Consider the following 23,593-nt stretch of genomic DNA (forward strand, 5'->3'; position numbering starts at 1 on the left):
ACAAGCTCCTCTCTCAAACGCGTTATTTTAAACCTTTTAAGAAAAACTCAACTGTCTTATCCACCTGAGCGGAAAGGGAATACTTTCGGCCGGAGATAAGCCAGGAGGTGACCACTTCATCCATCGCCCCAAAAATCAGCAGGCGTGTCAGTTTGACATCGAGGTCTGCACGAAACGATTTCTCGGCAATCCCCTGTTCAATGATATGCTCGATCAGCTGAATGTAGGGCTTGACGACAAGCCCGATGGCTTTGCGCAGCTCCAACGAACTCTGACGCAGCTCGATCTGTGTCACATAAGCCAGATTGATGTTGTTTTCGAGCTCGGTAAAGTGAATTTCGCAAACTTTGCGGAGGGCTTCATCGGCGGTATTCGTTTCCTTCACGCTGCTGTTGAACATGGAGACCAGATTTCCGAGACGGGCTTGAAACAGAGAAATAAGGATATCTTCCTTGTTTTTAAAATATAAATAAATCGTACCGTCCGCGACGCCTGCCTCCTTGGCGATCCTCGAAATCTGGGAGCCGTGATAGCCGTTCTCCGCGATTACTTTTAAGGCTGCATCCAAAATCAACTCATATTTTTCCAATTTTCTACTTGTCATCAGGCCACCCCGGTGTTAGAATTCAAATAACTGAATGAATCCTCATTCATTTTTCTTAATCTTATGGGAAACAGTGCCAGTTGTCAATGTTTTCAAAGTAAGATTTTATTTTTAAACAAGCTTTGTAACCGCTTACGAAATGTAACCCGTCACCAAACTTAGGTGAATACGAAGAAAGGACGGATGACAAATGTTGTGGCCTATCGTCAATTTACTGCTGTTTCTCGCTGTGACCGGGTACGGTATTTATTTGTTCTGCCAAGCGGTGTATCACAGACTGCTGTACGTGAAGCTCGGCAAGCCGGTGGATTTCCGGAAGCAGCGTGAAGGCAGATGGGGCGAGTTCCTGGGACAGGTGTTCGGCCAGAAAAAGCTGCTGAAGGACCGGAAGAGCGGCATTATGCATGTGGTGATCTTTTACGGCTTCATCATCCTTCAGTTCGGCGCGCTGGACCTCATTATCAAAGGACTGACAGACGGCGGTCACCTACCGCTTCCCGCGTACGACGTATTCGGTCTGCTTCAGGAGATCACGGTGTTTCTGGTCCTTGTAGCGATGGGATATGCCGCTTACCGTCGGTATGGCGAGAAGCTTGCGCGCCTCAAGAAAGGGTGGAAGCCGAGCATTGTCGTGTTCTTTATCTTCTCCCTGATGCTGTCTGTGCTGCTGTCGCTTACCTTCGAAAGAATCCGGCTCGACCTCGAGCCATCCGCTTACGCACCTATATCCTCAGCGATTGCGGCCATTTTCACCGGCATGTCCGGAACGGCGGCATCCGTATTGTTCTACATCTTTTGGTGGGCCCATTTGCTTATTCTGCTATCTTTTCTCGTCTATGTTCCTCAATCGAAGCATTTTCACCTCATTACCGCACCGGTCAATATTTGGCTGGGCCGCTCCGAGCCTGTCGGCAAGCTGAGCAAGCTTGACCTTGAAGATGAAGAAGCCGAGTCGTTCGGCGTCGGCAGGATCGAAGATTTTACGCAAAAACAGATGATCGACTTCTACGCTTGTGTGGAATGCGGCCGCTGCACGAACGTCTGCCCGGCTTCCAATACCGGCAAGGTACTATCGCCGATGCATCTTATTACTAAACTACGCGATCACTTGACGGAAAAGGGTACAGCCGTTACGGGTAAGTCGCCGTATGTTCCCGAATATGCTTTTGCCGGGAGTGGGGCGCATGCATTGGATGCAGCCGTGTCCGAAACCCATCCCGATTGGTCATCAGCGGACGGCGTGACGGATATTCGCCCGACGCTGGCATGGCAGAAGGCCACCTGGACCCATCAGGACACAAGTCCGCAGGACATGAACTTGATCGGCGACGTCATGACCGAGGAGGAGATCTGGTCCTGTACCACCTGCCGCAACTGCGAGGATCAGTGCCCGGTCGGCAACGAGCATGTCGATAAAATCATCGATTTGCGCCGCCATCTCGTGCTGATGGAGGGAAGCATGCCGGCTGAGGGGCAGCGAGCCCTGCAAAATATTGAACGGCAAAGCAATCCCTGGGGATTGAACCGCAACGACCGGGCCAACTGGACCGGCGAGGTGGAAGGCATCCGGGTGCCGACCGTCAAGGACAATCCGCAGTTTGAATATTTGTTCTTCGTCGGATCGATGGGCTCATACGATCTGCGCAGCCGCAAAATCTCCAAGGCGTTTGCCCGCCTCTTGAACGAATCCGGCGTCAATTTCGCCATTCTCGGCAACGAGGAGAAAAATTCAGGGGATACGCCCCGCCGGATGGGCAACGAGATGCTGTTTCAGCAGCTGTGCATGGAGAACATTGAGCTTTTCGAAAAATACGGCGTTCAGAAAATCGTGACCGCCTGTCCGCACACCTTCAACACGTTCAAAAACGAATACCCCGAATTCGGGCTCGAAGGGGTGGAAGTCCTTCATCACTCCGAGCTGCTGGATCAGCTCCTTCGCGAAGGGAAGCTGAAACCCCAGTATGAAGTGAAGGAGCGGATCACTTATCACGACTCGTGTTATCTGGGACGCTATAACAACGTGTATGACCAACCGCGCAGCGTCCTCCGGGCCATTCCCGGCGTGGAGCTCGTTGAAATGAAGCGCACGCGGGAGAATGCGATGTGCTGCGGCGCCGGGGGCGGCATGATGTGGATGGAGGAGACGTCCGGCAAACGGGTGAACCTTGCCCGCACAGAGCAGGCACTGGAAGTGAATCCAAGCATCATCAGCAGCGCCTGTCCTTACTGCCTGACCATGATGGAGGACGGGACGAAGATGAAGGAAGTGGAAGAGCGTGTGAAAGCAAAGGATATCGCCGAAATTTTAGAGCTGTCCGTGTTCGGGGATTCCGCTGCTCACAATAAAGGATTTGAAATGGAGGCAAGCACACAATGAACAAATCCATTCGCAAGGCAGCCGTCATCGGCTCAGGAATTATGGGTTCCGGCATTGCTGCACATCTGGCCAATGTCGGGATCCCGTGCTTACTGCTGGACGTCGTTCCGACTCAGCTGACAGAGGAAGAGACGAAGAAGGGGTTGACGCTGGAGCATCCGGCGGTACGCAGTCGTCTTGCAACTTCAGCCATTGAGAAGCTCAGCAAGATCAAGCCGGCTCCGCTGTATGATCCTGCGTTTGCTTCCCGCATTACGCCGGGCAACCTCGAAGATCATCTGCCGCAAATTGCAGACGTCGACTGGGTCATCGAAGTGGTGGTCGAGAATCTGGAAGTGAAGCAGCAGCTCCTGAAACGTGTAGAGGAGCATTGGAAACCCGGTACGGTGGTCAGCTCGAACACGTCGGGCATCTCGATCAACGAGATGGCGGCCGAATGCGGCGAATCATTCAGAAAACACTTCCTGGGCACGCATTTCTTTAATCCGCCCCGTTATATGAAGCTGCTTGAAATTATCCCCGGACGGGACACGGAGCCGGAGCTCGTGGCGCGTATGAAGGATTTTTGTGAAAGGGTGCTCGGCAAGGGTGTCGTCATCGCCAAGGATACGCCTAACTTTATTGCGAACCGGATCGGTACTTACGGCCTGCTGGTGACTCTGCAGGAAATGATGGAGAAGGGCTTCACAGTGGAAGAGGTCGATGCAGTGACCGGACCGGCGATGGGGCGTCCGAAAAGCGCTACCTTCCGCACGCTGGATCTGGTGGGGCTCGACACGTTCGTTCATGTCGCGGACAACGTCCGGATGAATGTCGAGAATGAACGCGAACAGGCGGTTTTCACTTCGCCGGACGTGCTGACGGGCATGGTGGCGCGCGGCTGGCTCGGGGAGAAGAGCGGACAGGGCTTCTATTTGAAAAAGAAAACGCCGGCCGGCAGCGAGATTTTATCGCTTGACCTGAAAACGCTGGAATACGTGCCGCAGACGAAGCCCAAATCGGCATCGTTGGAAGCCGCGAAAATGGCCAAGGGAGCCGGAGCGAAAACAAAGGCGCTCCTCGGGGCGAAGGACCGCTACTCGGATCTGGCCTGGGACATTCTGAAGCAGGTGCTTGTCTATTCGGCCGAAAAGGTGGGCGAGATCGCCGATTCGGTCAAGGAGATCGACGATGCCATGAAATGGGGCTTCTCCTGGGAACTCGGGCCGTTTGAGACCTGGGACGCCATCGGCTTGGCCCGGTCCGTGGAGCGGATGGAAGCCGAAGGCTTGACCGTTCCCGCCTGGGTTAACGAGTGGGTCGCTGCGGGACACAAGTCCTTTTACAAGCAGGAGGAGGGCCGGCTGTATTCAATTCATGTGGCGTCTGGCGCATACCATGAGGTAGAACAGCCGGAAGAAGTCATCAATCTGCGCAGCCTGAAAGAGCAAAACAAGGTGGTGAAAGGAAACAGCGGCGCCAGTCTGATCGACCTTGGAGACGGCGTCGCCTGCCTGGAATTCCATTCGCCCAACAATGCGATCGGCGAGGACATTCTCTCCATGATTACGCAGAGCATTGACGAGGTGCGCAGCAATTTCAGAGGACTCGTGATTGCGAACCAGGCACGCAACTACTGTGTGGGAGCCAACATTATGCTGCTCCTCATGGAAGCACAGGACGAAGAATGGGACGAAATCAACGAAATCATCCGGAAATTCCAGTACACGATGTACGCGCTGAAGCGGTTTGAAAAGCCGGTCGTGGCCGCGCCGCACCGCATGTGCCTCGGCGGCGGGGTCGAATCCTGTATGCCGGCCGACCTGGTCATCGCAGCGCCGGAGACGTATTACGGTCTTGTCGAAGTCGGCGTCGGCCTGATCCCCGCCGGTGGAGGGTGCAAGGAACTGGCGCTGCGAGCAAGCCAAACGGCCGGTCTTCCGGATGCGGATCTGCAGCCGTACATCAATCACATTTTCCAAACCGTGGGGACGGCGACGGTATCGACGAGCGGCCACGATGCCAAGCGTCTCGGGTACTTGCGGCCAAGCGACCGTATCGCGGTGAGTCAGGATGTTCAGATCTATCAGGCGAAGCAGGCTGTTCTCGGTCTGGATCGCAGCGGCTATGAACCGATCCCGCAGGAGAAGATCCGGGTTGTCGGGGCGGAGGGTAAGGCCGTACTTCAGCTTGGTGCGCTTGGCATGAAGCAAAGCGGTTATATCAGCGACCATGATTACCTGATCGCCAGAAAACTGGCCCATGTTCTCGCCGGCGGTGATGTCCCGGCAGGAACCCTTGTCAGTGAGGAGTATATGCTCGACCTCGAGCGCGAGGCTTTCTTGAGCCTGTGCGGCGAACCGAAGACGCAGCAGCGCATGCACCACATGTTAACCAAAGGTAAGGCGCTCCGCAACTAACATCCACGGGAGGGGATATTCCATGAAAGAAGCAGTCATTGTATCGATGGCGCGTACCGCAGTCGGCCGTGCCAAGAAAGGCAGCCTGGCACAGACACGGGCCGACGATCTCGGGAAAACGGTGCTGGAAGCCGTCGTGGAACGCGCGCCGGGCCTTAAAAAAGAAGACGTGGAGGACATCATCATCGGCTGCGCCATGCCGGAAGGCGAGCAGGGGCTTAATTTCGCCCGGATCATGTCGTTGTACGCCGGATTCCCGGTAACAGTGCCGGCGCTGACGATCAACCGGTTCTGCTCCTCTGGCCTTCAGTCGATCGCCTTCGCGGCGGAGCGTGTTATGCTGGGGCATGCCGATATCCTTATCGCCGGGGGCGTGGAGAGCATGAGTCATGTGCCGATGACCGGTTTCAAGATGTCACCGAATCCGAAGATCGTTGAGCAGATGCCGGAGGTCTACATCGCCATGGGACATACGGCGGAAGAGGTAGCCGATCGGTTCGGCATCAGCCGGGAAGATCAGGACCGATTCGCTGCGAGATCGCACGCCAGGGCAGCGCAGGCGCTTGCGGAAGGCAAGTTCCAGGACGAAATTGTGCCGGTCCAGGCCGAACTGAAAAGCGTGGATGAGAAAGGCAGAGTGCAGACGAAAACCTTCGAATTCCGGGTGGATGAAGGCGTGCGGAGCGACACGACAGTGGAGGTGCTGGGCAAGCTGAAACCGGCGTTCAAGCTGAACGGATCAGTCACGGCGGGGAATGCGTCCCAGGTCAGCGACGGGGCTGCGGCGGTCGTTGTCATGAGCCGGGAAAAAGCCGAGGCGCTTGGCCTGCAGCCGCTTGCCACGTTCCGTTCCTTCGCGCTCAGCGGCGTCGAGCCGGAAATTATGGGCGTCGGTCCGGTCAAGGCGATTCCAAAGGCGCTGCAGATGGCCGGAATTACGCTGGAGGACGTGGATTTATTCGAAATCAACGAGGCGTTCGCCTCCCAGTGCGTCCACATTATCCGGGAGCTTGGCATCGATGAGGAGAAAGTGAACGTCAACGGCGGCGCGATTGCGCTTGGGCATCCGCTGGGCTGCACGGGCACGAAGCTGACGACGACCCTGATCAGCGAGCTGAAGCGGCGCGGCGGCGGTTACGGTGTGGTGTCCATGTGCATCGGCGGCGGAATGGGTGCCGCGGGCGTGTTTGAGGTTCATCCGTAAGCAAAAAACGTTCTACAGTGATTTGGTTTTTAACTTAAAAATTCATATCGCAAAGGAGACGGGAACGATGAGCACAACGATGAATAAGGTGATCGGCGGCAGTTATATCATTGAAGACACGGACTTTCACAGTATTGTGACCCCGGAAGATTTTACGGAAGAACACCGAATGATCGCCGAGACGACGGAGGATTTTGTAGCCGGTGAAGTGGTGCCCCATGACGAAGCGATCGAAAAACTGAATTATGAGCTTACGGTGGAGAAGATGCGCAAAGCCGGTGAGCTGGGGTTGCTGGGCGCAGACGTGCCGGAGGCCTATGGCGGGCTTGGTCTGGATAAGGTCAGTTCGACGCTGATCAGCGAGCGGCTGACCAAGGCATCCGCATTCGCTTTGTCGATCGGGGCCCATGTCGGCATCGGCACGCTGCCGATCGTCTATTTCGGCACTGAGGAGCAAAAGCAGAAATACCTGCCTGCTCTGGCAACCGGCGAGAAGATCGCCGCCTACTGCTTAACGGAGCCTTCCTCCGGTTCGGATGCGCTGGGGGCGAAAACGACAGCCACCTTATCCGAGGACGGTGAATATTATGTATTGAACGGCAGCAAGCAGTTTATCACGAATGCCGGTTTCGCTGACCTATTCATCGTGTACGCCAAAGTGGACGGCAAGGACTTCAGCACTTTTATCGTGGAGCGCACGATGGAAGGCGTCAGCATTGGACCGGAAGAGAAAAAAATGGGAATAAAAGGATCGTCCACTTGTCCGCTCATCCTGGAGGATGTGAAAGTGCCTGTAGAGAATCTGTTATGGGAAGTAGGCAAGGGGCATTTGATCGCCTTCAACATCCTGAACATCGGACGCTTCAAGCTGGCCGCCGGTTGTGTAGGCGCTTCCAAAGATACGATTGAGCTGGCTGCCAAGTACGCGAACGAGCGTGCGCAGTTTGGCCGGAAAATCTCCACCTTCCCGCTGATCGGCAAAAAGCTGGCGGATATGAATACGAAAACGTACGCGCTCGAGAGCATGGTTTACCGCACGGCAGGTCTGTTCGATGTTGGCCTTGCCGAAGTGGATCACACCAGTCCGGAAGTGGGCTATCAATCGGCCAAAGCCATTGCCGAATATCAGCTCGAATGCTCGATTAACAAGGTGTTCGGTTCCGAAACGCTGGATTTCGTCGTCGACGAAGGTGTGCAAATCCATGGCGGATACGGCTTTATTCAAGAGTACCGGGTGGAGCGGAATTATCGGGATTCGCGGATCAACCGCATATTCGAAGGCACAAACGAAATCAACCGTCTGCTCATTCCGGGCACTTTGGTGAAACGGGCCATGAAGGGCCAGCTGCCGCTGATGCAAAAGGCCGTGGCGCTGCAGGCCGAGCTTCTGGAGCCGATTCCTCCGCAAACTTTCGAGGGAACGCTGGATCAGGAAGCCCATCTGATCAAGATGGCAAAGAAAATTTTCCTGATGGCCGGCGCCCAGGCCGTACAGAAATATCAATTGAAGCTCGAGGACGAACAGGAGATTCTGAGCCATCTGTCCGATATGATGATTTCCGTCTATGCGATGGAAAGTGCGCTGCTGCGTACGCAAAAAATCATCGACCGCTCCGGCGAAGACAAGGCTCGCCTGCCGATCCTGATGACGACCGTATTCGTTCATGACGAATTCAATAAAATCGAAACGTGGGCGAAGGAAGTGCTCGCCGCGATGGAATCGGGCGACACGCTCCGGACGCAGCTGTCCGTTCTGAAAAAGCTGACGAGAAAGTCGCCTGTCAATACGCTTGGATTGAAGCGTGAAATCGCTGAAAAGGTCATTGCCGCGGAAAAATACGTGCTGTAACAATTCGTGAGATGGGGTGGCCTGGATGTCGAGTAAACCTTGGTTAAATCAGTATCCTAGTGAGGTCCCGCACAGTTACGAGTATCCCAAGCAAAATGTTGCGCAATTTCTAGTGGATTCCGCTTCCCGATATCCAGAGCATATTGCTCTGGATTTTATGGGGAAGAAAATGACATTCCGATCCCTGCTGGTTTCGGTAAACCGGTTTGCGAACGGCCTGCTCCGGCTGGGTGTCCGCAAAGGGGACCGGATCGCCATCATGCTGCCTAACTGTCCGCAGGAGGTCATTGCGTATTACGGTGCGCTCCTTGCGGGCGGCGTGGTAGTCATGACTAACCCGCTGTACGTGCCGCGGGAAATTCAGCATCAGTTATCCGACGCTGACGTCCGTATTATCGTGACGTTGGATGCGCTGGTGCAGCGCGTGGAACAGGCGATGACCCACAGGCCGCTCAGTAAGCTGATCGTCACGTCGGTCAAAGACTATTTGCCTTTTCCAAAAAACATCCTATACCCTCTTGCCGCCAAAAAAGACGGAACAAATGTCTCCGTCACGTATGACGATCGGATCGTATCCTTTACCCGCCTCATGAAACAATCAAGCAGCGACCCGGTCAAGGTAGACATCGATGCGGAACAGGACCTGGCCCTCATCCAGTATACCGGAGGAACGACCGGTTTCGCCAAAGGCGTCATGTTGACGCATATGAACCTGGTAGCCAATACGATTCAATCGCAGCTGTGGTTTTACCGGGCACGGATCGGCCAGGAAAAATACTTGGCTGCGCTGCCTTTTTTTCATGTATTCGGGCTTACGGTGCTGCTTAATCAGGCAGTTTATAATGCCGGAACGCTCATCTTGGTTCCACGTTTTGAAATCAATCAGGTGCTGAAGATCATTGACCGGCGGAAGCCGACGGTGTTTCCCGGGGCGCCGACCATGTATATTGCGGTGATTCACCATCCTGAAGTGCACAAGTACGACCTTTCTTCCATAAATATATGTATCAGCGGAGCGGCTCCGCTGCCCCTGGAGGTACAAGAGCGGTTCGAGGAGGTCACGCGAGGCAAGCTGATCGAAGGTTACGGATTGACCGAAGCGTCCCCGGTTACGCATGCCAACAATATATGGGAGAAACGCAAAAACGGCTCGATCGGCATTCCTTTACCGGATACCGAAGCCCGTGTTGTGCATCCCGATACAGGTGAAGAGCTGCCGCTTGGCGAAATCGGCGAGCTGGTCGTCCGCGGCCCACAGGTCATGAAGGGGTATTGGAACCGGCCGGAAGATACGGAGCGCACGCTCCGGGACGGCTGGCTGTACACCGGGGATCTGGCGAGGATGGATGAAGAGGGCTTTTTTTACATTTTGGACCGGCGCAAAGACCTGATTATCGCCGGCGGTTATAACATCTACCCGCGGGAAATCGAGGAGGTGCTGTTCGAGCATCCGGATGTGGAGGAAGCCGTCGTGGCTGGCGTGAACGACCCTTACCGCGGCGAAAATGTAAAGGCTTACATCGTGCTCCGGAAAGGCTCGTCTGTTACCGAGCAGGAGCTGAAGCAGTGGTGCAAGGAACGGCTGGCTGTGTATAAAGTGCCCAAGATCTACGAGTTTCGCGAGTCGCTGCCCAAGACGCTGGTGGGCAAGGTGCTTCGCCGCAAACTGATCGAAGAAGAGAATGAGAAGCTGGTCAATCAATCGAAGGTCGACCTATAGGGGATGATACCCGGCGACGCCTAATGAGAAGGAGGGCAAGGACATGAATCCGGAAACGACGGACAGCCTGAAGATGAACCTGAAGCTGAAGCAGCTGGAGAACGCCGCGAAACATACCTTTTGGGATTTTATCGGATGCGAACTGATTGAACTTAAAGGCGATCAGGTCGTGGTAGCCTTTGATATTTTGCCCCATCATCTCAATCTCATCGGGATCGTGCACGGCGGCATGCATGCTTCAGCCATCGACTCCGCCATGGGCATACTCATTATGCTGGCCAGGCCGGAAGCCAATGTGGTTACTGTGAATTTGAACATGAACTACGTGGCTTCCACGGGTGAAGGGCGTGTCATCGTGACGGCCGAGATCATCCACAGCTCGCGCAAGCTGATAACAGCCCAGGCCTATGCGCGCAAAGAGAACGGGGATCTGCTCGCCTTCGGCACCGGCACCTTCAGGGTGCTGGAAAGGCATGTCCCTGAAGCGCAAACAGAGAGCGATAAAAGGGGGACGATGGATGAGCGTGGTACAAGAACTTGAAGCGATGGCCGGAAAAATGAATGAACAGCCGGGGGCGCTGGATGGGCTGCACGCCTCCTACCATTTTCATATTAAGGATACAGGGAAACATTTGCAGGTATATTTCCATGACGGAACCGTGCGGGTTGTGGAGGACGCTTCGGGTGACGCCGACTGCACGCTGACGATGTCTGAGAGCCATCTTCGGAAACTGCTCCGGAACGACTTGAACACGACGATGGCGTACATGACCGGATCGCTCCGGATCGACGGCCGTCTTGGCCTGGCTCTGAAGCTTCAGGAAATTCTGAAGCAGTATCAGGTTTGAATGCCTGGTTTACGACATCGATGAATGCAAAAATATAGGCTGCCTTATGCAGAGCAGCCTATTTGTGCTGTTATTTATAAGAAAGGATAAGCTTAGGAGATTGGGCTTCCTTATATCGCAAGAAAAACTTCCGCTAAATGCGGTCTGGCTTCTTAGAAGGTGCGCCGATAGACGTTTTTTCTTATTTCCCTTTACGGGTTAATTTGGCGAGAGCATCCCATTGTTCCTCAGTGACGGAGCGAAGGTCATTGAATTCGCCCGCCCCCTGCAGCCATTCTCCACCGTCAATGGTGACCACTTCCCCATTGATATATCCCGCATAATCAGAAACCAGGTAGGCAGCCAAGTTCGCCAGCTCCTCTTTGTTCCCGACCCGGCGTAAAGGGACGCGATCGATCATCTGCTGCTCCAGCTCCGGCGTGGGAGAGAGGCGGGACCATGCGCCTTCGGTTGGAAAGGGTCCGGGGGCGATCGCCACCTGGCGAATCCCGTAACGTGCCCATTCCACCGCAAGGGAACGGGTCAGTGCCAGCACGCCGGCTTTGGCCGCAGCGGATGGAACGACAAAAGCCGATCCGGTCGAAGCATAGGTCGTCACGATATTGAGCATGGTGCCTCCCTGGCCGCGGTCGATCCAGCGTTTGCCGATCTCCAGGGTCGCATAGAACGTGCCGTGCAGCACGATGTTCAGCACCGCATCTACGGCTCGAGGGGACAACCTTTCGGTGGGACTGATGAAATTGCCGGCGGCATTGTTGACGAGAATGTCAATCCGGCCGAAATGCCGTTCAACGGCATCCGCCAACTCCGCAATCTGTGCCGGTTCCCGAACGTCGCAAGGAGCATAGAATATTTTGTAACCGCTATCAAGAAATTGTTCGGCTGTCTGCTTCAGCACTTCTTCCCGGCGCCCTGCGATCGCCAGTTTGGCACCAAGTCGCACGAACTTTTCACCCATAGCCCGGCCCAGACCCGTTGCTCCCCCGGTAATCAACACCACTTTGTCCTGTAACAAGTTCTGCGCAAAAGGTTCCATTTCCGATTCCTCCCAAAATATATGCTGGAAAAGAATTCATACTGCTTAACTTCCACTATATCGGAACGGGAAAGCGGTGTATAGAGCAGCCTTTGCTATGTGGGGAAAGGGCACGGATTCGAAGTTATAAGTTTCATCCTCCATCGGCGTACGTGCGGTTGTTCACTGAATTTTTATCCAGGTACAGGGGACATCGCGGTACCCGGCGGGAGGATGAAATTCGGGTAGAAAAACCGCGGAAAATTGCTGAAACCCCTTTTATTGTTCACATTTTTGTCACATGTGGTTCTAAGCGAACGTCCGCCATAATAAGAAGAAGTAAACGCTTCAAACTAACATTCCTCAGCTTGTACCCTTCCTCCTAGCCCTTTTTCCCGTTGCGATGTCAAGGTCATTCACACATTATGTAAAGGAAGTGAAGAGACTTATGGCAATTAAGCAGGGGCATGCCCAAAGACGTGCCCGAAATCCGCGAGCTGTTCGTCACGTCGGAATTTGTCTGATCCTCACGGTCGTTCTTTCGGTGTTTGGAATTCCTCCTTTGCCTGTCTTTGCTGCTCCTCTCATCGCGATAGACCAACCTTCAGGCCCCTTGGGGCCGGGGATGTCCCGGATTTCCGGAACGTTTTCAGGAGTGTATGACGTGGAGCTCGCCGTAGGCGGCGATTCGCTCGTCAGTGCCCACATGGATGATCCGGAAGCGGACGGCAGCGGAAGCTGGTATGCTGACGTCGATTTCTCCAAGTACGACGGTCCGGTAGAACTGGCAGCTAGGGGAAAAGACAGTGTGACCCGCTATGTGGCCTGGTCTCCCTATATGTCGGTGGAGGTAGACAATCCGGGCGCCGCCCTCCCGCAAGTGCAGATTACAAGCCCAGGCGAAACGAGCCCCGTGATGGGGAGTGTCAATGTCCTCATTCAAGCAGGGGGCAAAAATCCGGTCAGCAAAGTGCAAATCCGGATTAACGGCGGAGAGTGGAAGGATGCGCCTCCCAAAGGATCAGGATACCAATACAAGTGGAAGACAGCGGCTTATGCCGGACGGGTCAATAGTCTTGAAGCGAAAGCCGTGGATGCTAACGGAAATACAGGATACAGCAGCGCAAAATATGTGAAAGTCGCGAACGTATCCAGCCAAGCAATGCTGCAGGAGGACCAGCAGGACCAAGAGGGCTGGACAGAGCAGGATGCCCAGAATGATCAGGATGTTCAAACAGATCGAAATATCCAACAGAATGCCGAAGCGGAACTGAATGTCCAGAAAGACCAGAATGCTCAAATCGATCAAAATGCCCAAGCGCTGCAAAATAACGAAACCGCACAGGATGCCTCAACAGTACAGGATGACTCAACAGTACAGGGTGCTTCAGCGGTACAAGATAACTTAACAGAGCAAGAGGTACCTCAAGCACAAGAAGCCTCAACAGTTCAAGATGCCCCAACAGCTCAAGATGTCGACACGGCACAAGATGAGCTGACGGCCCCTCCCTCGGAAGAGACAGTTCATGAAGTGAATCCGGATAAGGGGATGCAAATGAATGCAAATCCTGGTTCCGAGCAGGTTGAAGCAGCATCCAGTCCGACGACCGTTACCCAGCAGGTGTACGGCCAGGATCGGGCCATGTGGATCTGGGAAAATGAATCGTACCCCCTGATCATGAACCCGGGTTCACGTAATGTGCTGGATGCTATGGCATCCGATACGTCGACGTTCGGGCAGAGACCGATCCGGACGCTGTACCTGGCGGTCGGACCCTATTTCGGCATGCGAATGCTGCAGGACAAACGGCCGGAGGTCAGGGATTTCGTCGGCTGGGCTCATGATAAGGGCTACCAGGTGCAGGCTTTGATCGCCGGCGGTACGACGCCGCCCTATTTCGGAGCCTATGCCCGTTACCGGACTCAGGCGGTGGCCGAGTTCGAAGGTATCCTGAATTACAATTTATCCTCGGATCCAAGGGAAAGATTCGACGGTGTAAACATTGATACGGAGCCTTACAGCCTCGGTGATTTTAAAAGCGCCAAACCTTCGGTTCAGGTGCAGTACCTTGACATGCTCAAGGCATTGATGGACCGTAAGCAGGCTTCCGGTCTGAACCTGCAGGTCGGAGCCGCCATCCCGCGCTGGTTCGACACATCGGTGGACGCCAGCAGCATTTCATGGAACGGCTCGGTCAAATGGATGTCCCAGCACGTTCAGGATACGCTCGATTACATTTCGATTATGGACTACCGGGATCAGGCGGACGGCAGTGCAGGGATCATTGAACAAGCACGCGGAGAAATCGACTATGCGAATCAGATCGGCAAGCCGAATTCGGTCGTCATTGGCGTAGAAACGATCGATGTCGCCGACGGCGGGGATCCGGAGGCCATCAGCTTCTATGAGGAAGGCCGCACGTACATGGAGTCGGAACTGAATAAAGTGTACGCCGCTTTCGAAGGAAATCCTGCCTTTGGAGGGATCGCGCTCCATCATTACGGCAACCTTAGAATATTCCCGTCTGCATGGGGACCGGGAAGCGTGTTCTGGCAGCCGCCGCAGGACAGCGAACCGCCATCAGCCGTCACGGGCACGCCGCAGGCGACAGCCTTTGATTATCAGCGGGTCGATATCACCTACGGGCCGGCGTCCGACAATGCCACCGTGAAAGAGTACCGCATTTATCGCGGCACGGATGCGCAGTTTGAACCGGATCCAGCCAACCTTGCCGGTATATCTAACAAACTGAATTTCCGCGACGTCGGGCTGCTGCCGGATACGACATATGTCTATAAGGTAACGGCCGTCGATTCCTCCGGTAATGAAGGGCCTGCAAGCCAGCCGTTCTCCGCAACGACAGGGCATACCGATCTGAAGCCGATGATCGTGGGGCAAATGCAGGTCACTTACGACGGGGCCAAGGCGACCGTATCCCTGCAAGTCGTCGATAAAGAGACGGGAGCCGGGCTTCAGGCAACGGTTTACGGCCGGTTTACCTCTATGGGCGGAAAATATGTCGGTGGCGCCACTACAGCTACAGGTACGTACACCGCTTCATCCGAAGCGATCATTGCGGCCGCGGGTAAAGCCGGCTTTGCCGCCCGCAGAATCCTGGCGCCCGGGTACTACTGGGCACAAGCTTATGATTCCCCCGACGGCCGATTCACGGAGTGGGGAGGATGATGCCGAAACTCTCAAAGGTAACAAGATCGATATGATTCAATTGGTTGGTATAACAAGAGGGCGCAGTGTTTGTTCTGCGTCCTTTTTTTTCGCTTCATACGAAGTCCCGTTTCTGTAAAGAAAATAGATACTTATAGATTTCGTTATAAATATAGATGTATTTTTAGATTTGTCACCAAAAAAGCTTAAAAATCATGCTTAGGCAAGGGATCTTACATTTTGTGGCGAAGGAGTAAGAAGGAGCGAAATGCATCCTCAAACTACAAAAAAGGTGTGACTCAACTTTGACGAGACCGAATGTGATCGTGATTTATTGTGACGATTTGGGATACGGTGACTTGGGCTGCTACGGCTCCGATGCGATTCGCACGCCGCACTTGGATGCGCTTGCACAAGATGGAGCGCGTTTCACCAACTGGTACTCGAACTCGCCGGTATGTTCACCGTCCCGCACGGCCCTTCTGACGGGAAAGTATCCCGCAAAAACAGGTGTCTCCCATATTTTAGGAGGAAAGAGGGGGACGGGCGGATTAAAAGCCGACACCAAAACTCTTGCACAGCGTCTCAAAGAACGTGGCTACCGAACGGCTTTATTCGGGAAATGGCATCTTGGATCGGCAGAGGACACCAAGCCCAATGCCAAAGGATTTGATGAATATTTCGGCTTCCAGGCCGGTTGCGTGGACTATTATTCCCACATTTTTTACTGGGGAATGCCGAGTGTGAATCCCGTGCACGATTTATGGAGCAACGGCGAAGAGGTCTGGCGGGACGGCGAATATCTGACGCATCTGATCACCGACAAATCCGTTGAGTTTATCGAGGCAAGCCGGGCTGCCGATAAGCCGTTTTTCCTGTATGCCGCTTATAATGCGCCTCATTACCCGATGCATGCGCCGGAAAAATATATGAAGCGCTACAGTCACCTCCCAAGGGACCGTCAGCTGATGGCCGCCATGATCTCGGCTGTTGATGACGGAGTCGGCGATATTGTGGCAGCGCTTAAACGAGTGGGGGCGTACGAAAACACCATTATTTTCTTCTCGAGCGACAATGGGCCGTCTTCGGAGTCGCGCAATTACCTGGACGGAACAGAAGATGTGTACTATGGCGGAAGCGCCGGAATCTTCCGCGGGCATAAGGGCAGCCTGTTCGAAGGCGGGATTCGGGAGCCGGCCATCCTCGTCTATCCATCCATCATCGCTGCCGGACAGACGAAGGATGACGTCGGCATGATGGCCGATATCGTGCCGACCGTGTTGGATCTCGCCGGTCTCCCCGTCCCCGCGGCGGAAGAGATCGACGGAAGCAGCATCGTGCCGATGCTGACGCAAGGGGCAGGCACTCCACATCAGCAAATATGCTGGGAGTACGGCAGCCAGCTTGCGGTTCGGGAGGGCAAATGGAAGCTTGTGCTTGGCGGCAAGCTCGACTTTGACCGCACCCAGCCGGACGATATTCATTTGTCGGATTTGGAGGCGGATCCGGGCGAGCGGATCAATCTGAAGGACGAGTTCCCGGAGATTGCGCAGCGATTGGAAAAAGAGGTCCGGGAATGGTATGCAACGCTTCTGTAGTTCTTCCTTGGGGTAATGAAACGTGAAGGATGCACCCGTGACAAAGTTCTCATTGTATTCGGACTTGAGATAAGAAATAATAGAAGGCTGGAGCTGTCATCTAGCAATGCCAGTTAATTGGATCCAAATTATAAAAGGAGTTGATCGTATGCCAACGATTCAAGTGGAAGGCAGAGAAGCGATTAGAGCAGAGGAAGGGCAGAAGCTCGTCCTGGCCCTGGAGGACAACGGGGTGGATATTTTGCACCGCTGCGGAGGGAATGCCAGATGCACGACCTGCCGGGTGGAAGTGTTGGAAGGCGATGCTGGCCCTGTCGGAGAAGCCGAAGCAGCCATTCTTACCACCAAAGGAATTCACGAGCCGAATGTCCGTCTGTCCTGCCAAATTCGGGTACATAACGACCTGACGGTCAGACCTGTGATGACGGTATCTGATTCCGGGATGGATCCTGGTAAAAGACCAGTAGACTAAGGTAATCGGGCCGAAACAGCCACAAAATAAAACGGCTTTCTTTCCGCCAGGTTTCGGGGAGAAAGCCGTTTTTTCGTTATTTCAACAGCCAGAGCGCCGGAACGTTCGGCGGTTCCCAGCCTGTCAGCGAGGTATGGGCCTGCCGGCATTCATAGGTCGCTCCGTTATAGGTAACGAGCGTGCCTGGTGTGTAGGCAACATTGGGTGCCCATGCCGCTGCGGATGAGGACGAAGCCGTCTTAGCGGTTACCGCATTGCTGGCGGACGATTCATTTCCCGCCGCATCCACGGCGCGAACGGTAAATGTATAAGACGTGTCGGCCGCGAGTCCGCTGGCCGTGTAAGTCAGCGTGGTGCCGGATACGGTGCCTGCCAGCGTACTTCCATTGTAGACCCGGTAGCCGGTTACGCCAACGTTATCTGTCGAAGCCGCCCATTTCAATGTAACCGTTCCCGAAGTTGGTGTACCGTCAACCTGCAGACCGGTTGGAGCGGAAGGTGCCTGGGTGTCCGGTGGATTTGTGCCAGATGTGGTGAATGTTACAGCACTGCTGGCATCCGAAGTGTTACCCACAGCGTCTACAGCCCGAACCGTAAACGAATAGGATGTATTGGGTATAAGTCCGGTGACCTGATAACTGAGGACAGAACCTCCCGTTGTTGCAACAAGCGTGCCTCCGTTGTAGACCTTGTAGCTTGTCACGCCGACATTATCGCTCGAAGCCCCCCAGGTCAGCGTTGCTCCTGTTGACGTAATAGCAGATGCCTTCAAGCTGGAAGGCGCCGAGGGTGCCGTGGTATCCGGAGTGCCGCTGCCGCCGCCGAAGTCCACATCAATGACATTGTAGAAGGCGTTGGCGGTGTCCGCGATTTCCCAAACGGCGAGGATCACCTGATATCCGGTGCGGCTGGGGACATTACAGGTGCTGGTATAGGTTGCTCCAGGCTGCACACCGTTATAATTTTCCGAACAGAATGGCGTCAGGTCAAAAGAATCTCTTGTGAGCGGCGCATTGGGATTCCAGTTCTGCTTCGTGATGTAATATTTCCAGCTGGTCGTCGCGTGTCTCGCCGTCAGAGTCCAGCTGAAGGTATTTGTGCCTGGAGAGAGGTTAACCTTGCTCCAGCGGGTCTGAGATTGTTCATCCAGCGTTGGAAAAGCTCCGTTGGCGCTGGCGATTTTACCGTCTGCCGGGCCTGCGGCAGGAAATCCCTTCGGAGCTTCCAAGCTTTGAGGCTCATAGACAATCGGGCCGCAATTGGTGTTGGCACCCGTTTTGCATAAGTAAGCGCGGCTGCCGGGGGACTGGACATAACCATGCGCGGAAGCACGCTCCACAATCATCAACGTGCACAGCAGCGTGATCAAAGCTAAACTGCCTGCGAACAGCCATTTAAGCACTCCATGCTGTCGTAACCGAATCGTAGTCATTCAAATTTCCTCCTCAAATCCGAATATGAAAACAACATGTGTCATTCTGGCTGCAGATACCGCTTTGGCCGTCCCACCCCCTTATAAGAATATTCATTCAACTTGCTTGGCCAGGGCCGACCTTGTTATCGGTCAGCTTTCGGAATGTTGGTTATATAAACTCGGCAGGCGAGCTTATATCGGAACATGGATGTCGATTTTTAATCAAGAAAATACATAAAAAATCAATATTTAGTAATAATTAGTATCATTTAACACAACGATAAACCAATTAAGCCTCCCCCTCAATAATAAAAAACAACGATTTAGGTAGTGTTTGAGTGAATCCATTCATAAAAAATTGCGAAATGCGGAAACCTAGTCAAGTCCGCAATGTATTCATCTCCGAACTCATGTGCCTAATTATTCTGAAACCTATATTGTTAATGGGAGGCCACACAACAACATGTCCAATGTGTTAATGATCAAAGCGAATGACCGTCCGTTAGAGCAATCGGTTACGGTTCAAATGTATGAAACGTTCGTCAAAACGTACCGGGACACCCATCCGGATGACGTGGTTACCGAGCTGGATTTGTTCGCCTTGAACCTGCCGAATTATGGGAACACGGCACTTACCGCGCTATTCAAGCGCAGCCAGGGACAGGAATTGACGCCGGAGGAGACGAATATCGCCGATTTGGTACGCGTTCATATTGATCAATTTCTCGCCTCCGACAAGGTGGTCATCGCGTTCCCGCTCTGGAACTACGCTGCGCCTGCCCCGCTGATTACGTATCTGTCCTATTTGGCTCAAGCCGGAACCATGTTCCGATACACACCCGAAGGCCCCGTCGGTCTAGCCGGGGGGCGTAAAGTGGTTCTGCTGAATGCTCGGGGCGGCATTTACTCCACGGAGAACATGGCTCCTTTTGAAGGCGCGATCCGGTTCGTGAAATCCAATTTGATGCTATGGGGAATTACACCGGAAGAAATCATTATTGAGGGACATAACCAGATGCCCGCCGAAGCCAAGGACATTATTCAAAAGGGACTGGATCAAACGGCAAAATACGCTGTAACGTTTTAAACGAGTATAAAGAAAGCATTTCGGCTGTCCGGCAGTCGGAATGCTTTTTTGTATTTTCTTCGGCAAAGGTTAAGGTCACCCACATTTTTCATAAAAAAATGAGTTGACAGTAAGCGCATTTCATCGACTATAATATGTAGACCGTTCGTTATAATTTTGAAAGGAGGTCATAAACGCGATGACGGAAAAGCCCAATTCCCGTGAATCCATCGTGGAAACAGCAACGCGTCTTTTTGCCAAACAGGGCTATCACGGAACGGGATTAAACCAAATTATCAAGGAAAGCCATTGCCCAAAAGGATCACTGTATTATTATTTCCCAGAGGGCAAGGAGGAGCTTGCCCAAGAATGCATTTTACGGATTAAAAGCGCGGTATCCGACAAGTGGGAAGAGGCTTTTAACCGGTTCGACGATCCGTCTCAGGCCATTCAGCATTGTATCGATGTGATTGCGGCCGATGCCAAAGCCACCAATTTCGAAGGGTTTATCCCGCTCAGCTTCTGGAATGCGGTAGAAACCTCCTGCATCAGCAACTCCCTGAGGGATGCTTGTCAAGGCGTGCTTCAGGAGTGGGAGAGAGTCCTGACCACACGGCTGCAGGATGCCGGGGTAGAGCTGTCCCGTTCACAGGAAGCCGCGACAGTCATTCTTTCATTGCTCGAAGGGTCGCTGCTGATCGCCCAGACGAACAAGGATACGGGACCTATATTCCTTGCATCCAAATATGTTGGCATATTGCTGGACCGCCTTTTGGCCAAAAATACATCGGATGAAGCACAGAAAGAAAAATAAGGCCGAATGAATAGAGAGATTACAAATATCAGAGAAAATAGATAGAGACATATAAAGAGAGATAAGAGAGACATTGGACATATGACAGGAGGATGGGATTGTGGAAGCAGCCGTACAGCATACGCAAGCTCAAATGCAAACGGAGAAAAAATTTAAAGTTTTACCGATCATGATTTCACTGCTCATTGCCGGATTTATCGGCATGTTCAGTGAAACGGCGCTGAATATCGCGCTTAGTGATTTGATGCAGGTCATGCACATTACGCCTTCGACAGCGCAATGGCTGACAACCGGATACCTGCTGACGCTGGGCATTCTGGTCCCGGTGTCGGGATTGCTGCTGCAGTGGTTTACCACAAGGCAGCTGTTTATTACTGCGCTCAGCTTTTCGATTGTCGGGACCCTGATTGCGGCGCTAGCGCCATCGTTTGAATTTCTGATGGTGGCCCGCGTCGTGCAGGCGATCGGAACCGGTATTATGCTCCCGCTGATGTTTAACACGATTTTGGTCATTTTTCCACCGGAGAAACGGGGAGGCGCGATGGGAATCATCGGGCTGGTCATCATGTTTGCGCCGGCGGTCGGACCGACGATCGCGGGTCTGTTAATCGAGAACCTCAGCTGGCACTGGATTTTCTGGCTGTCCCTGCCGTTTTTGATTCTGGCTCTGTTATTCGGCATTGCGTTTATGCAAAATGTATCCAGCATCACCAAACCAAAGATCGACCTGCTGTCCATCGCGCTGTCCACCATCGGGTTCGGCGGCATCGTGTTTGGCTTCAGCAGCGCCGGTGAAGGCAGCGGTGGATGGACGAGCACCAAAGTGATCTTGTCGCTGGTTATTGGCGTGGTCGGCCTCTTGCTGTTCGGATGGCGTCAGCTGTCGATGAAGCAGCCGATGATTAACCTGCGCGCTTTTAAATACCCGATGTTTTCCGTTGGCGTAGTGATGATCTTTATCAGCATGATGATCATTCTGTCGTCGATGCTGGTACTGCCGCTGTTCCTTCAAGGTGGTTTTGGCAAGTCGGCCTTTTATGCCGGTCTGCTCATGCTGCCGGGTGGAATCATCAACGGGATCATGTCACCGATTATGGGACGCCTGTTTGACAAATACGGACCGAAATGGCTCGTGTTCCCCGGATTTCTGGTGGCTGCCGCATCCCTGTGGTTCTTCTCGGGCGTTACGGCCGCGTCAGCGGCGTTCCTCGTGATCGTGCTTCATACCTGCCTGATGATCGGCATTTCGATGGTTATGATGCCAGCACAGACGAACGGGCTGAATCAGCTTCCGCGTGAATACTACCCGGACGGAACAGCCATCATGAACACGCTGCAGCAGGTAGCCGGTGCCATTGGCACTGCACTTGCCGTCAGCGTGATGTCGGCAGGCCAGGAGCATTACGCTGAGGCGCACCCCGGCGGCAATCCGCTTGACGCATTAACTTCAGGAGTTTCAAATGCGTTTATGTTCGGAATGATTATCGCAGTCATCGGATTTGTGATTGCACTGTTCATCAAGCGTGTACCCGTAAATCATCAGAAATGACAATAGAGAACGAAGCCTGGTATCGGTTGATACCGGGCTTTGTTTATATTTGAGGAATTGCTAAGCTTTAGCGGGCTGTCGTCAGAAAAATTGTCGCCCCAAGCTTCCTGGTATATAATGGGGTTCCAGTGGAGGTCCAATCGACGTTCATTGACAGATCTGCCTGAATCGATAGTCCATTCATGAGGTGATACACTTGAAGCAAACACCGCCCAAGCTCCCGCTGACCCCCGAGGAACGCGCCCATTTAAGAGCCTTTAAAGTGAAACTGAACGATATTGCCACCCTCGATACCGCACAGTTATCGCAAATGCTGGAAATCACCCGCGAACGCGCCAACATGCTAAAGGGGCTGGCCATGTTTCAATCCGTGCCCTCGATTGGCCCGAAAGTGGCCGCAAGGGTGGTTGGCATGGGATACTACTCGCTGGATGAGATTAAAGACCTGGACGGTGCGGACTTCATAGACAGGATGGAGGTGCACCTCGGATACTGGGAGGATCCTTGCCTGGAGGATGCTCTTCGCTGTCTGGTGCATCATGCCAACCATCCGGGCAGTGAGCGGGAATGGCCTGATTTTACCGAAGAAAGAAAAAAATACCGGGAGCAATTCGGATATCCGGCAACAAGGCCAGCAGCAGCCTGGTACGAGCACCGGGGGAATGAGGCAGCCCGGAACAAGTAAGGGGGAATAGGTTTGATTCAGCAAAAGGTACATCAGAAAGTAAACGATATCGAGGAAATAGAGCTGGAACTGACCCGGTTTAACGCAGGGCGGGCGCTTTCCTCGCAAGACAAACGTCTGGAAGAAATTCGAATCGGCAGTGCCCGTCTGCTAATCGAAACTACCGGTCCGGATTCGCTCTATTACAATCGGGTGAAAGGATTCGGAATCGCGGATCTGGAGCATTTGGACCAAATCGTCAGCGAATACGAGCAAAGAAATGCCCGTCCTTGTTTTGATATGGCACCAACTCGGCTGAACGAGCAGGTTGCGGTGGCTTTGCACCGCAAAGGATTTCTGCCCACAGATCAGCTGGCATTTTTGGAGGCAGAGCCGGTGGAGGCTGCAACAGTGCATCCGGATATGACCATTGAACCGGTGGGCGAAGGCAATGTCGACGTTTTGCTGGAGGCCGTCAGTGAGCTGATGGGAGGCGTTTCAGCTGATATTTTGGCGAGAAAAAAACGGTACTTTACCCTCCCTGTTTTTCGGAATTACCTCGCCTATTCGGATGGACAGCTGGCCGGGATCGGATCGATGTTTATCCATACGGGGAAAGGCTATTTGGCCAACGATTATACCTTGCCCGCGTTTAGAGGCAGGGGATGCCAGACGGCGCTGATCCGCCATCGGTTGTCGGAGGCCAAGCGGATTGGCCTGTCGACGGTGTACACGGATGTGGTGTTCGGCTCTTCAAGTCATAACCATATGCTGGTCCAAGGGTTTAGGCATGTGTATACCAATTCCTTTTGGGTCAGAGACCAGTAAAAAACA

General features: G+C 53.6%; 18 protein-coding genes. 15 read left to right on the plus strand and 3 right to left on the minus strand.

Going from position 1 to position 23,593, the window contains the following annotated elements; translation table 11 throughout:
• Positions 1–22 precede the first annotated feature (22 nt).
• The gene (locus KI379_RS12995; protein WP_076165412.1) at positions 23–604 is read right to left on the minus strand and encodes a TetR/AcrR family transcriptional regulator; all 582 of its coding nucleotides are present in this window, start codon (positions 602–604) and stop codon (positions 23–25) included.
• A gap of 190 nt (positions 605–794) precedes the next feature.
• Between KI379_RS12995 and KI379_RS13000 the strand changes: the two genes are divergently transcribed.
• From KI379_RS13000 to KI379_RS13030, 7 genes are all read left to right on the plus strand, one after another.
• Positions 795–2,981: a (Fe-S)-binding protein gene (locus KI379_RS13000; RefSeq protein WP_212983804.1), complete on the plus strand. Its 2,187-nt coding sequence runs from the start codon at positions 795–797 to the stop codon at positions 2,979–2,981.
• Positions 2,978–5,380, plus strand: coding sequence for a 3-hydroxyacyl-CoA dehydrogenase/enoyl-CoA hydratase family protein (locus KI379_RS13005; protein WP_212983805.1), 2,403 nt, complete (start codon positions 2,978–2,980; stop codon positions 5,378–5,380). Before KI379_RS13000 ends, KI379_RS13005 begins: the two co-directional genes overlap by 4 nt.
• A 22-nt stretch (positions 5,381–5,402) precedes the next feature.
• A complete protein-coding gene (locus KI379_RS13010) occupies positions 5,403–6,584 on the plus strand; it encodes an acetyl-CoA C-acetyltransferase (RefSeq protein WP_212983806.1) in 1,182 nt (393 codons plus the stop codon).
• 67 nt (positions 6,585–6,651) lie between these two features.
• Entirely contained in the window at positions 6,652–8,433 is a 1,782-nt protein-coding gene (locus KI379_RS13015) for an acyl-CoA dehydrogenase family protein (protein ID WP_089547347.1), read from the plus strand.
• A 25-nt stretch (positions 8,434–8,458) separates the two neighbouring features.
• A complete protein-coding gene (locus KI379_RS13020; protein ID WP_212983807.1) occupies positions 8,459–10,153 on the plus strand; it encodes a long-chain-fatty-acid--CoA ligase in 1,695 nt (564 codons plus the stop codon).
• Positions 10,154–10,196: 43 nt separating this feature from the next.
• Entirely contained in the window at positions 10,197–10,694 is a 498-nt protein-coding gene (locus KI379_RS13025) for a PaaI family thioesterase (RefSeq protein WP_179231980.1), read from the plus strand.
• Complete coding sequence (locus KI379_RS13030; protein WP_105442909.1) at positions 10,672–11,001, plus strand: SCP2 sterol-binding domain-containing protein; 330 nt, start codon at positions 10,672–10,674, stop codon at positions 10,999–11,001. The genes KI379_RS13025 and KI379_RS13030 overlap by 23 nt, the downstream gene beginning before the upstream one ends.
• A 181-nt stretch (positions 11,002–11,182) precedes the next feature.
• On the opposite strand, the gene KI379_RS13035 is transcribed toward KI379_RS13030, so the two are convergent.
• Entirely contained in the window at positions 11,183–12,037 is an 855-nt protein-coding gene (locus KI379_RS13035; protein ID WP_212983808.1) for an SDR family oxidoreductase, read from the minus strand.
• A gap of 643 nt (positions 12,038–12,680) precedes the next feature.
• On the opposite strand from KI379_RS13035, the gene KI379_RS13040 reads away from it, so the two are divergent.
• The 3 genes from KI379_RS13040 to KI379_RS13050 all read left to right on the plus strand — a co-directional run bounded on the left by KI379_RS13040 (position 12,681) and on the right by KI379_RS13050 (position 17,252).
• Positions 12,681–15,203: an Ig-like domain-containing protein gene (locus KI379_RS13040; protein WP_212983809.1), complete on the plus strand. Its 2,523-nt coding sequence runs from the start codon at positions 12,681–12,683 to the stop codon at positions 15,201–15,203.
• A 284-nt stretch (positions 15,204–15,487) separates the two neighbouring features.
• On the plus strand, positions 15,488–16,780 hold the full coding sequence (locus KI379_RS13045; protein WP_212983810.1) for a sulfatase-like hydrolase/transferase: 1,293 nt from the start codon (positions 15,488–15,490) through the stop codon (positions 16,778–16,780).
• 148 nt (positions 16,781–16,928) lie between these two features.
• On the plus strand, positions 16,929–17,252 hold the full coding sequence (locus KI379_RS13050) for a 2Fe-2S iron-sulfur cluster-binding protein (RefSeq protein WP_089547353.1): 324 nt from the start codon (positions 16,929–16,931) through the stop codon (positions 17,250–17,252).
• 76 nt (positions 17,253–17,328) lie between these two features.
• Here KI379_RS13050 and KI379_RS13055 read toward each other — a convergent pair whose 3' ends face one another.
• Positions 17,329–18,684, minus strand: a complete 1,356-nt coding sequence (locus tag KI379_RS13055) for a lytic polysaccharide monooxygenase (protein WP_212983811.1) — start codon at positions 18,682–18,684, stop codon at positions 17,329–17,331.
• 445 nt (positions 18,685–19,129) lie between these two features.
• On the opposite strand from KI379_RS13055, the gene KI379_RS13060 reads away from it, so the two are divergent.
• From KI379_RS13060 to KI379_RS13080, 5 genes are all read left to right on the plus strand, one after another.
• Positions 19,130–19,753, plus strand: a complete 624-nt coding sequence (locus KI379_RS13060; RefSeq protein ID WP_212983812.1) for an FMN-dependent NADH-azoreductase — start codon at positions 19,130–19,132, stop codon at positions 19,751–19,753.
• Between the two features lie 178 nt (positions 19,754–19,931).
• Entirely contained in the window at positions 19,932–20,546 is a 615-nt protein-coding gene (locus KI379_RS13065; RefSeq protein WP_089547356.1) for a TetR/AcrR family transcriptional regulator, read from the plus strand.
• Between the two features lie 133 nt (positions 20,547–20,679).
• Entirely contained in the window at positions 20,680–22,095 is a 1,416-nt protein-coding gene (locus KI379_RS13070; RefSeq protein WP_212984715.1) for a DHA2 family efflux MFS transporter permease subunit, read from the plus strand.
• Between the two features lie 187 nt (positions 22,096–22,282).
• Positions 22,283–22,780 (plus strand): helix-hairpin-helix domain-containing protein, encoded by a 498-nt coding sequence (locus KI379_RS13075; RefSeq protein WP_306433670.1) that lies wholly within the window; start codon positions 22,283–22,285, stop codon positions 22,778–22,780.
• A gap of 12 nt (positions 22,781–22,792) precedes the next feature.
• Positions 22,793–23,587, plus strand: a complete 795-nt coding sequence (locus tag KI379_RS13080; protein WP_212983814.1) for a GNAT family N-acetyltransferase — start codon at positions 22,793–22,795, stop codon at positions 23,585–23,587.
• The last annotated feature ends 6 nt before the right edge of the window (positions 23,588–23,593 follow it).

The sequence above is a fragment of the Paenibacillus cineris genome (assembly GCF_018333335.1).
GTDB classification, from domain to species: Bacteria; Bacillota; Bacilli; order Paenibacillales; family Paenibacillaceae; genus Paenibacillus_AQ; species Paenibacillus_AQ favisporus.

What these genes read in the sequence shown, in the direction of transcription:
- KI379_RS13035 (WP_212983808.1), bottom strand. Translation starts at nt 12,037, where the DNA reads ATGGAACCTTTTGCGCAGAACTTGTTACAGGACAAAGTGGTGTTGATT.
- KI379_RS13025 (WP_179231980.1), top strand. Translation starts at nt 10,197, where the DNA reads ATGAATCCGGAAACGACGGACAGCCTGAAGATGAACCTGAAGCTGAAG.
- KI379_RS13010 (WP_212983806.1), top strand. Translation starts at nt 5,403, where the DNA reads ATGAAAGAAGCAGTCATTGTATCGATGGCGCGTACCGCAGTCGGCCGT.
- KI379_RS12995 (WP_076165412.1), bottom strand. Translation starts at nt 604, where the DNA reads ATGACAAGTAGAAAATTGGAAAAATATGAGTTGATTTTGGATGCAGCC.
- KI379_RS13055 (WP_212983811.1), bottom strand. Translation starts at nt 18,684, where the DNA reads ATGACTACGATTCGGTTACGACAGCATGGAGTGCTTAAATGGCTGTTC.
- KI379_RS13070 (WP_212984715.1), top strand. Translation starts at nt 20,680, where the DNA reads ATGCAAACGGAGAAAAAATTTAAAGTTTTACCGATCATGATTTCACTG.
- KI379_RS13000 (WP_212983804.1), top strand. Translation starts at nt 795, where the DNA reads ATGTTGTGGCCTATCGTCAATTTACTGCTGTTTCTCGCTGTGACCGGG.
- KI379_RS13015 (WP_089547347.1), top strand. Translation starts at nt 6,652, where the DNA reads ATGAGCACAACGATGAATAAGGTGATCGGCGGCAGTTATATCATTGAA.
- KI379_RS13030 (WP_105442909.1), top strand. Translation starts at nt 10,672, where the DNA reads ATGAGCGTGGTACAAGAACTTGAAGCGATGGCCGGAAAAATGAATGAA.
- KI379_RS13020 (WP_212983807.1), top strand. Translation starts at nt 8,459, where the DNA reads ATGTCGAGTAAACCTTGGTTAAATCAGTATCCTAGTGAGGTCCCGCAC.
- KI379_RS13065 (WP_089547356.1), top strand. Translation starts at nt 19,932, where the DNA reads ATGACGGAAAAGCCCAATTCCCGTGAATCCATCGTGGAAACAGCAACG.
- KI379_RS13050 (WP_089547353.1), top strand. Translation starts at nt 16,929, where the DNA reads ATGCCAACGATTCAAGTGGAAGGCAGAGAAGCGATTAGAGCAGAGGAA.
- KI379_RS13005 (WP_212983805.1), top strand. Translation starts at nt 2,978, where the DNA reads ATGAACAAATCCATTCGCAAGGCAGCCGTCATCGGCTCAGGAATTATG.
- KI379_RS13060 (WP_212983812.1), top strand. Translation starts at nt 19,130, where the DNA reads ATGTCCAATGTGTTAATGATCAAAGCGAATGACCGTCCGTTAGAGCAA.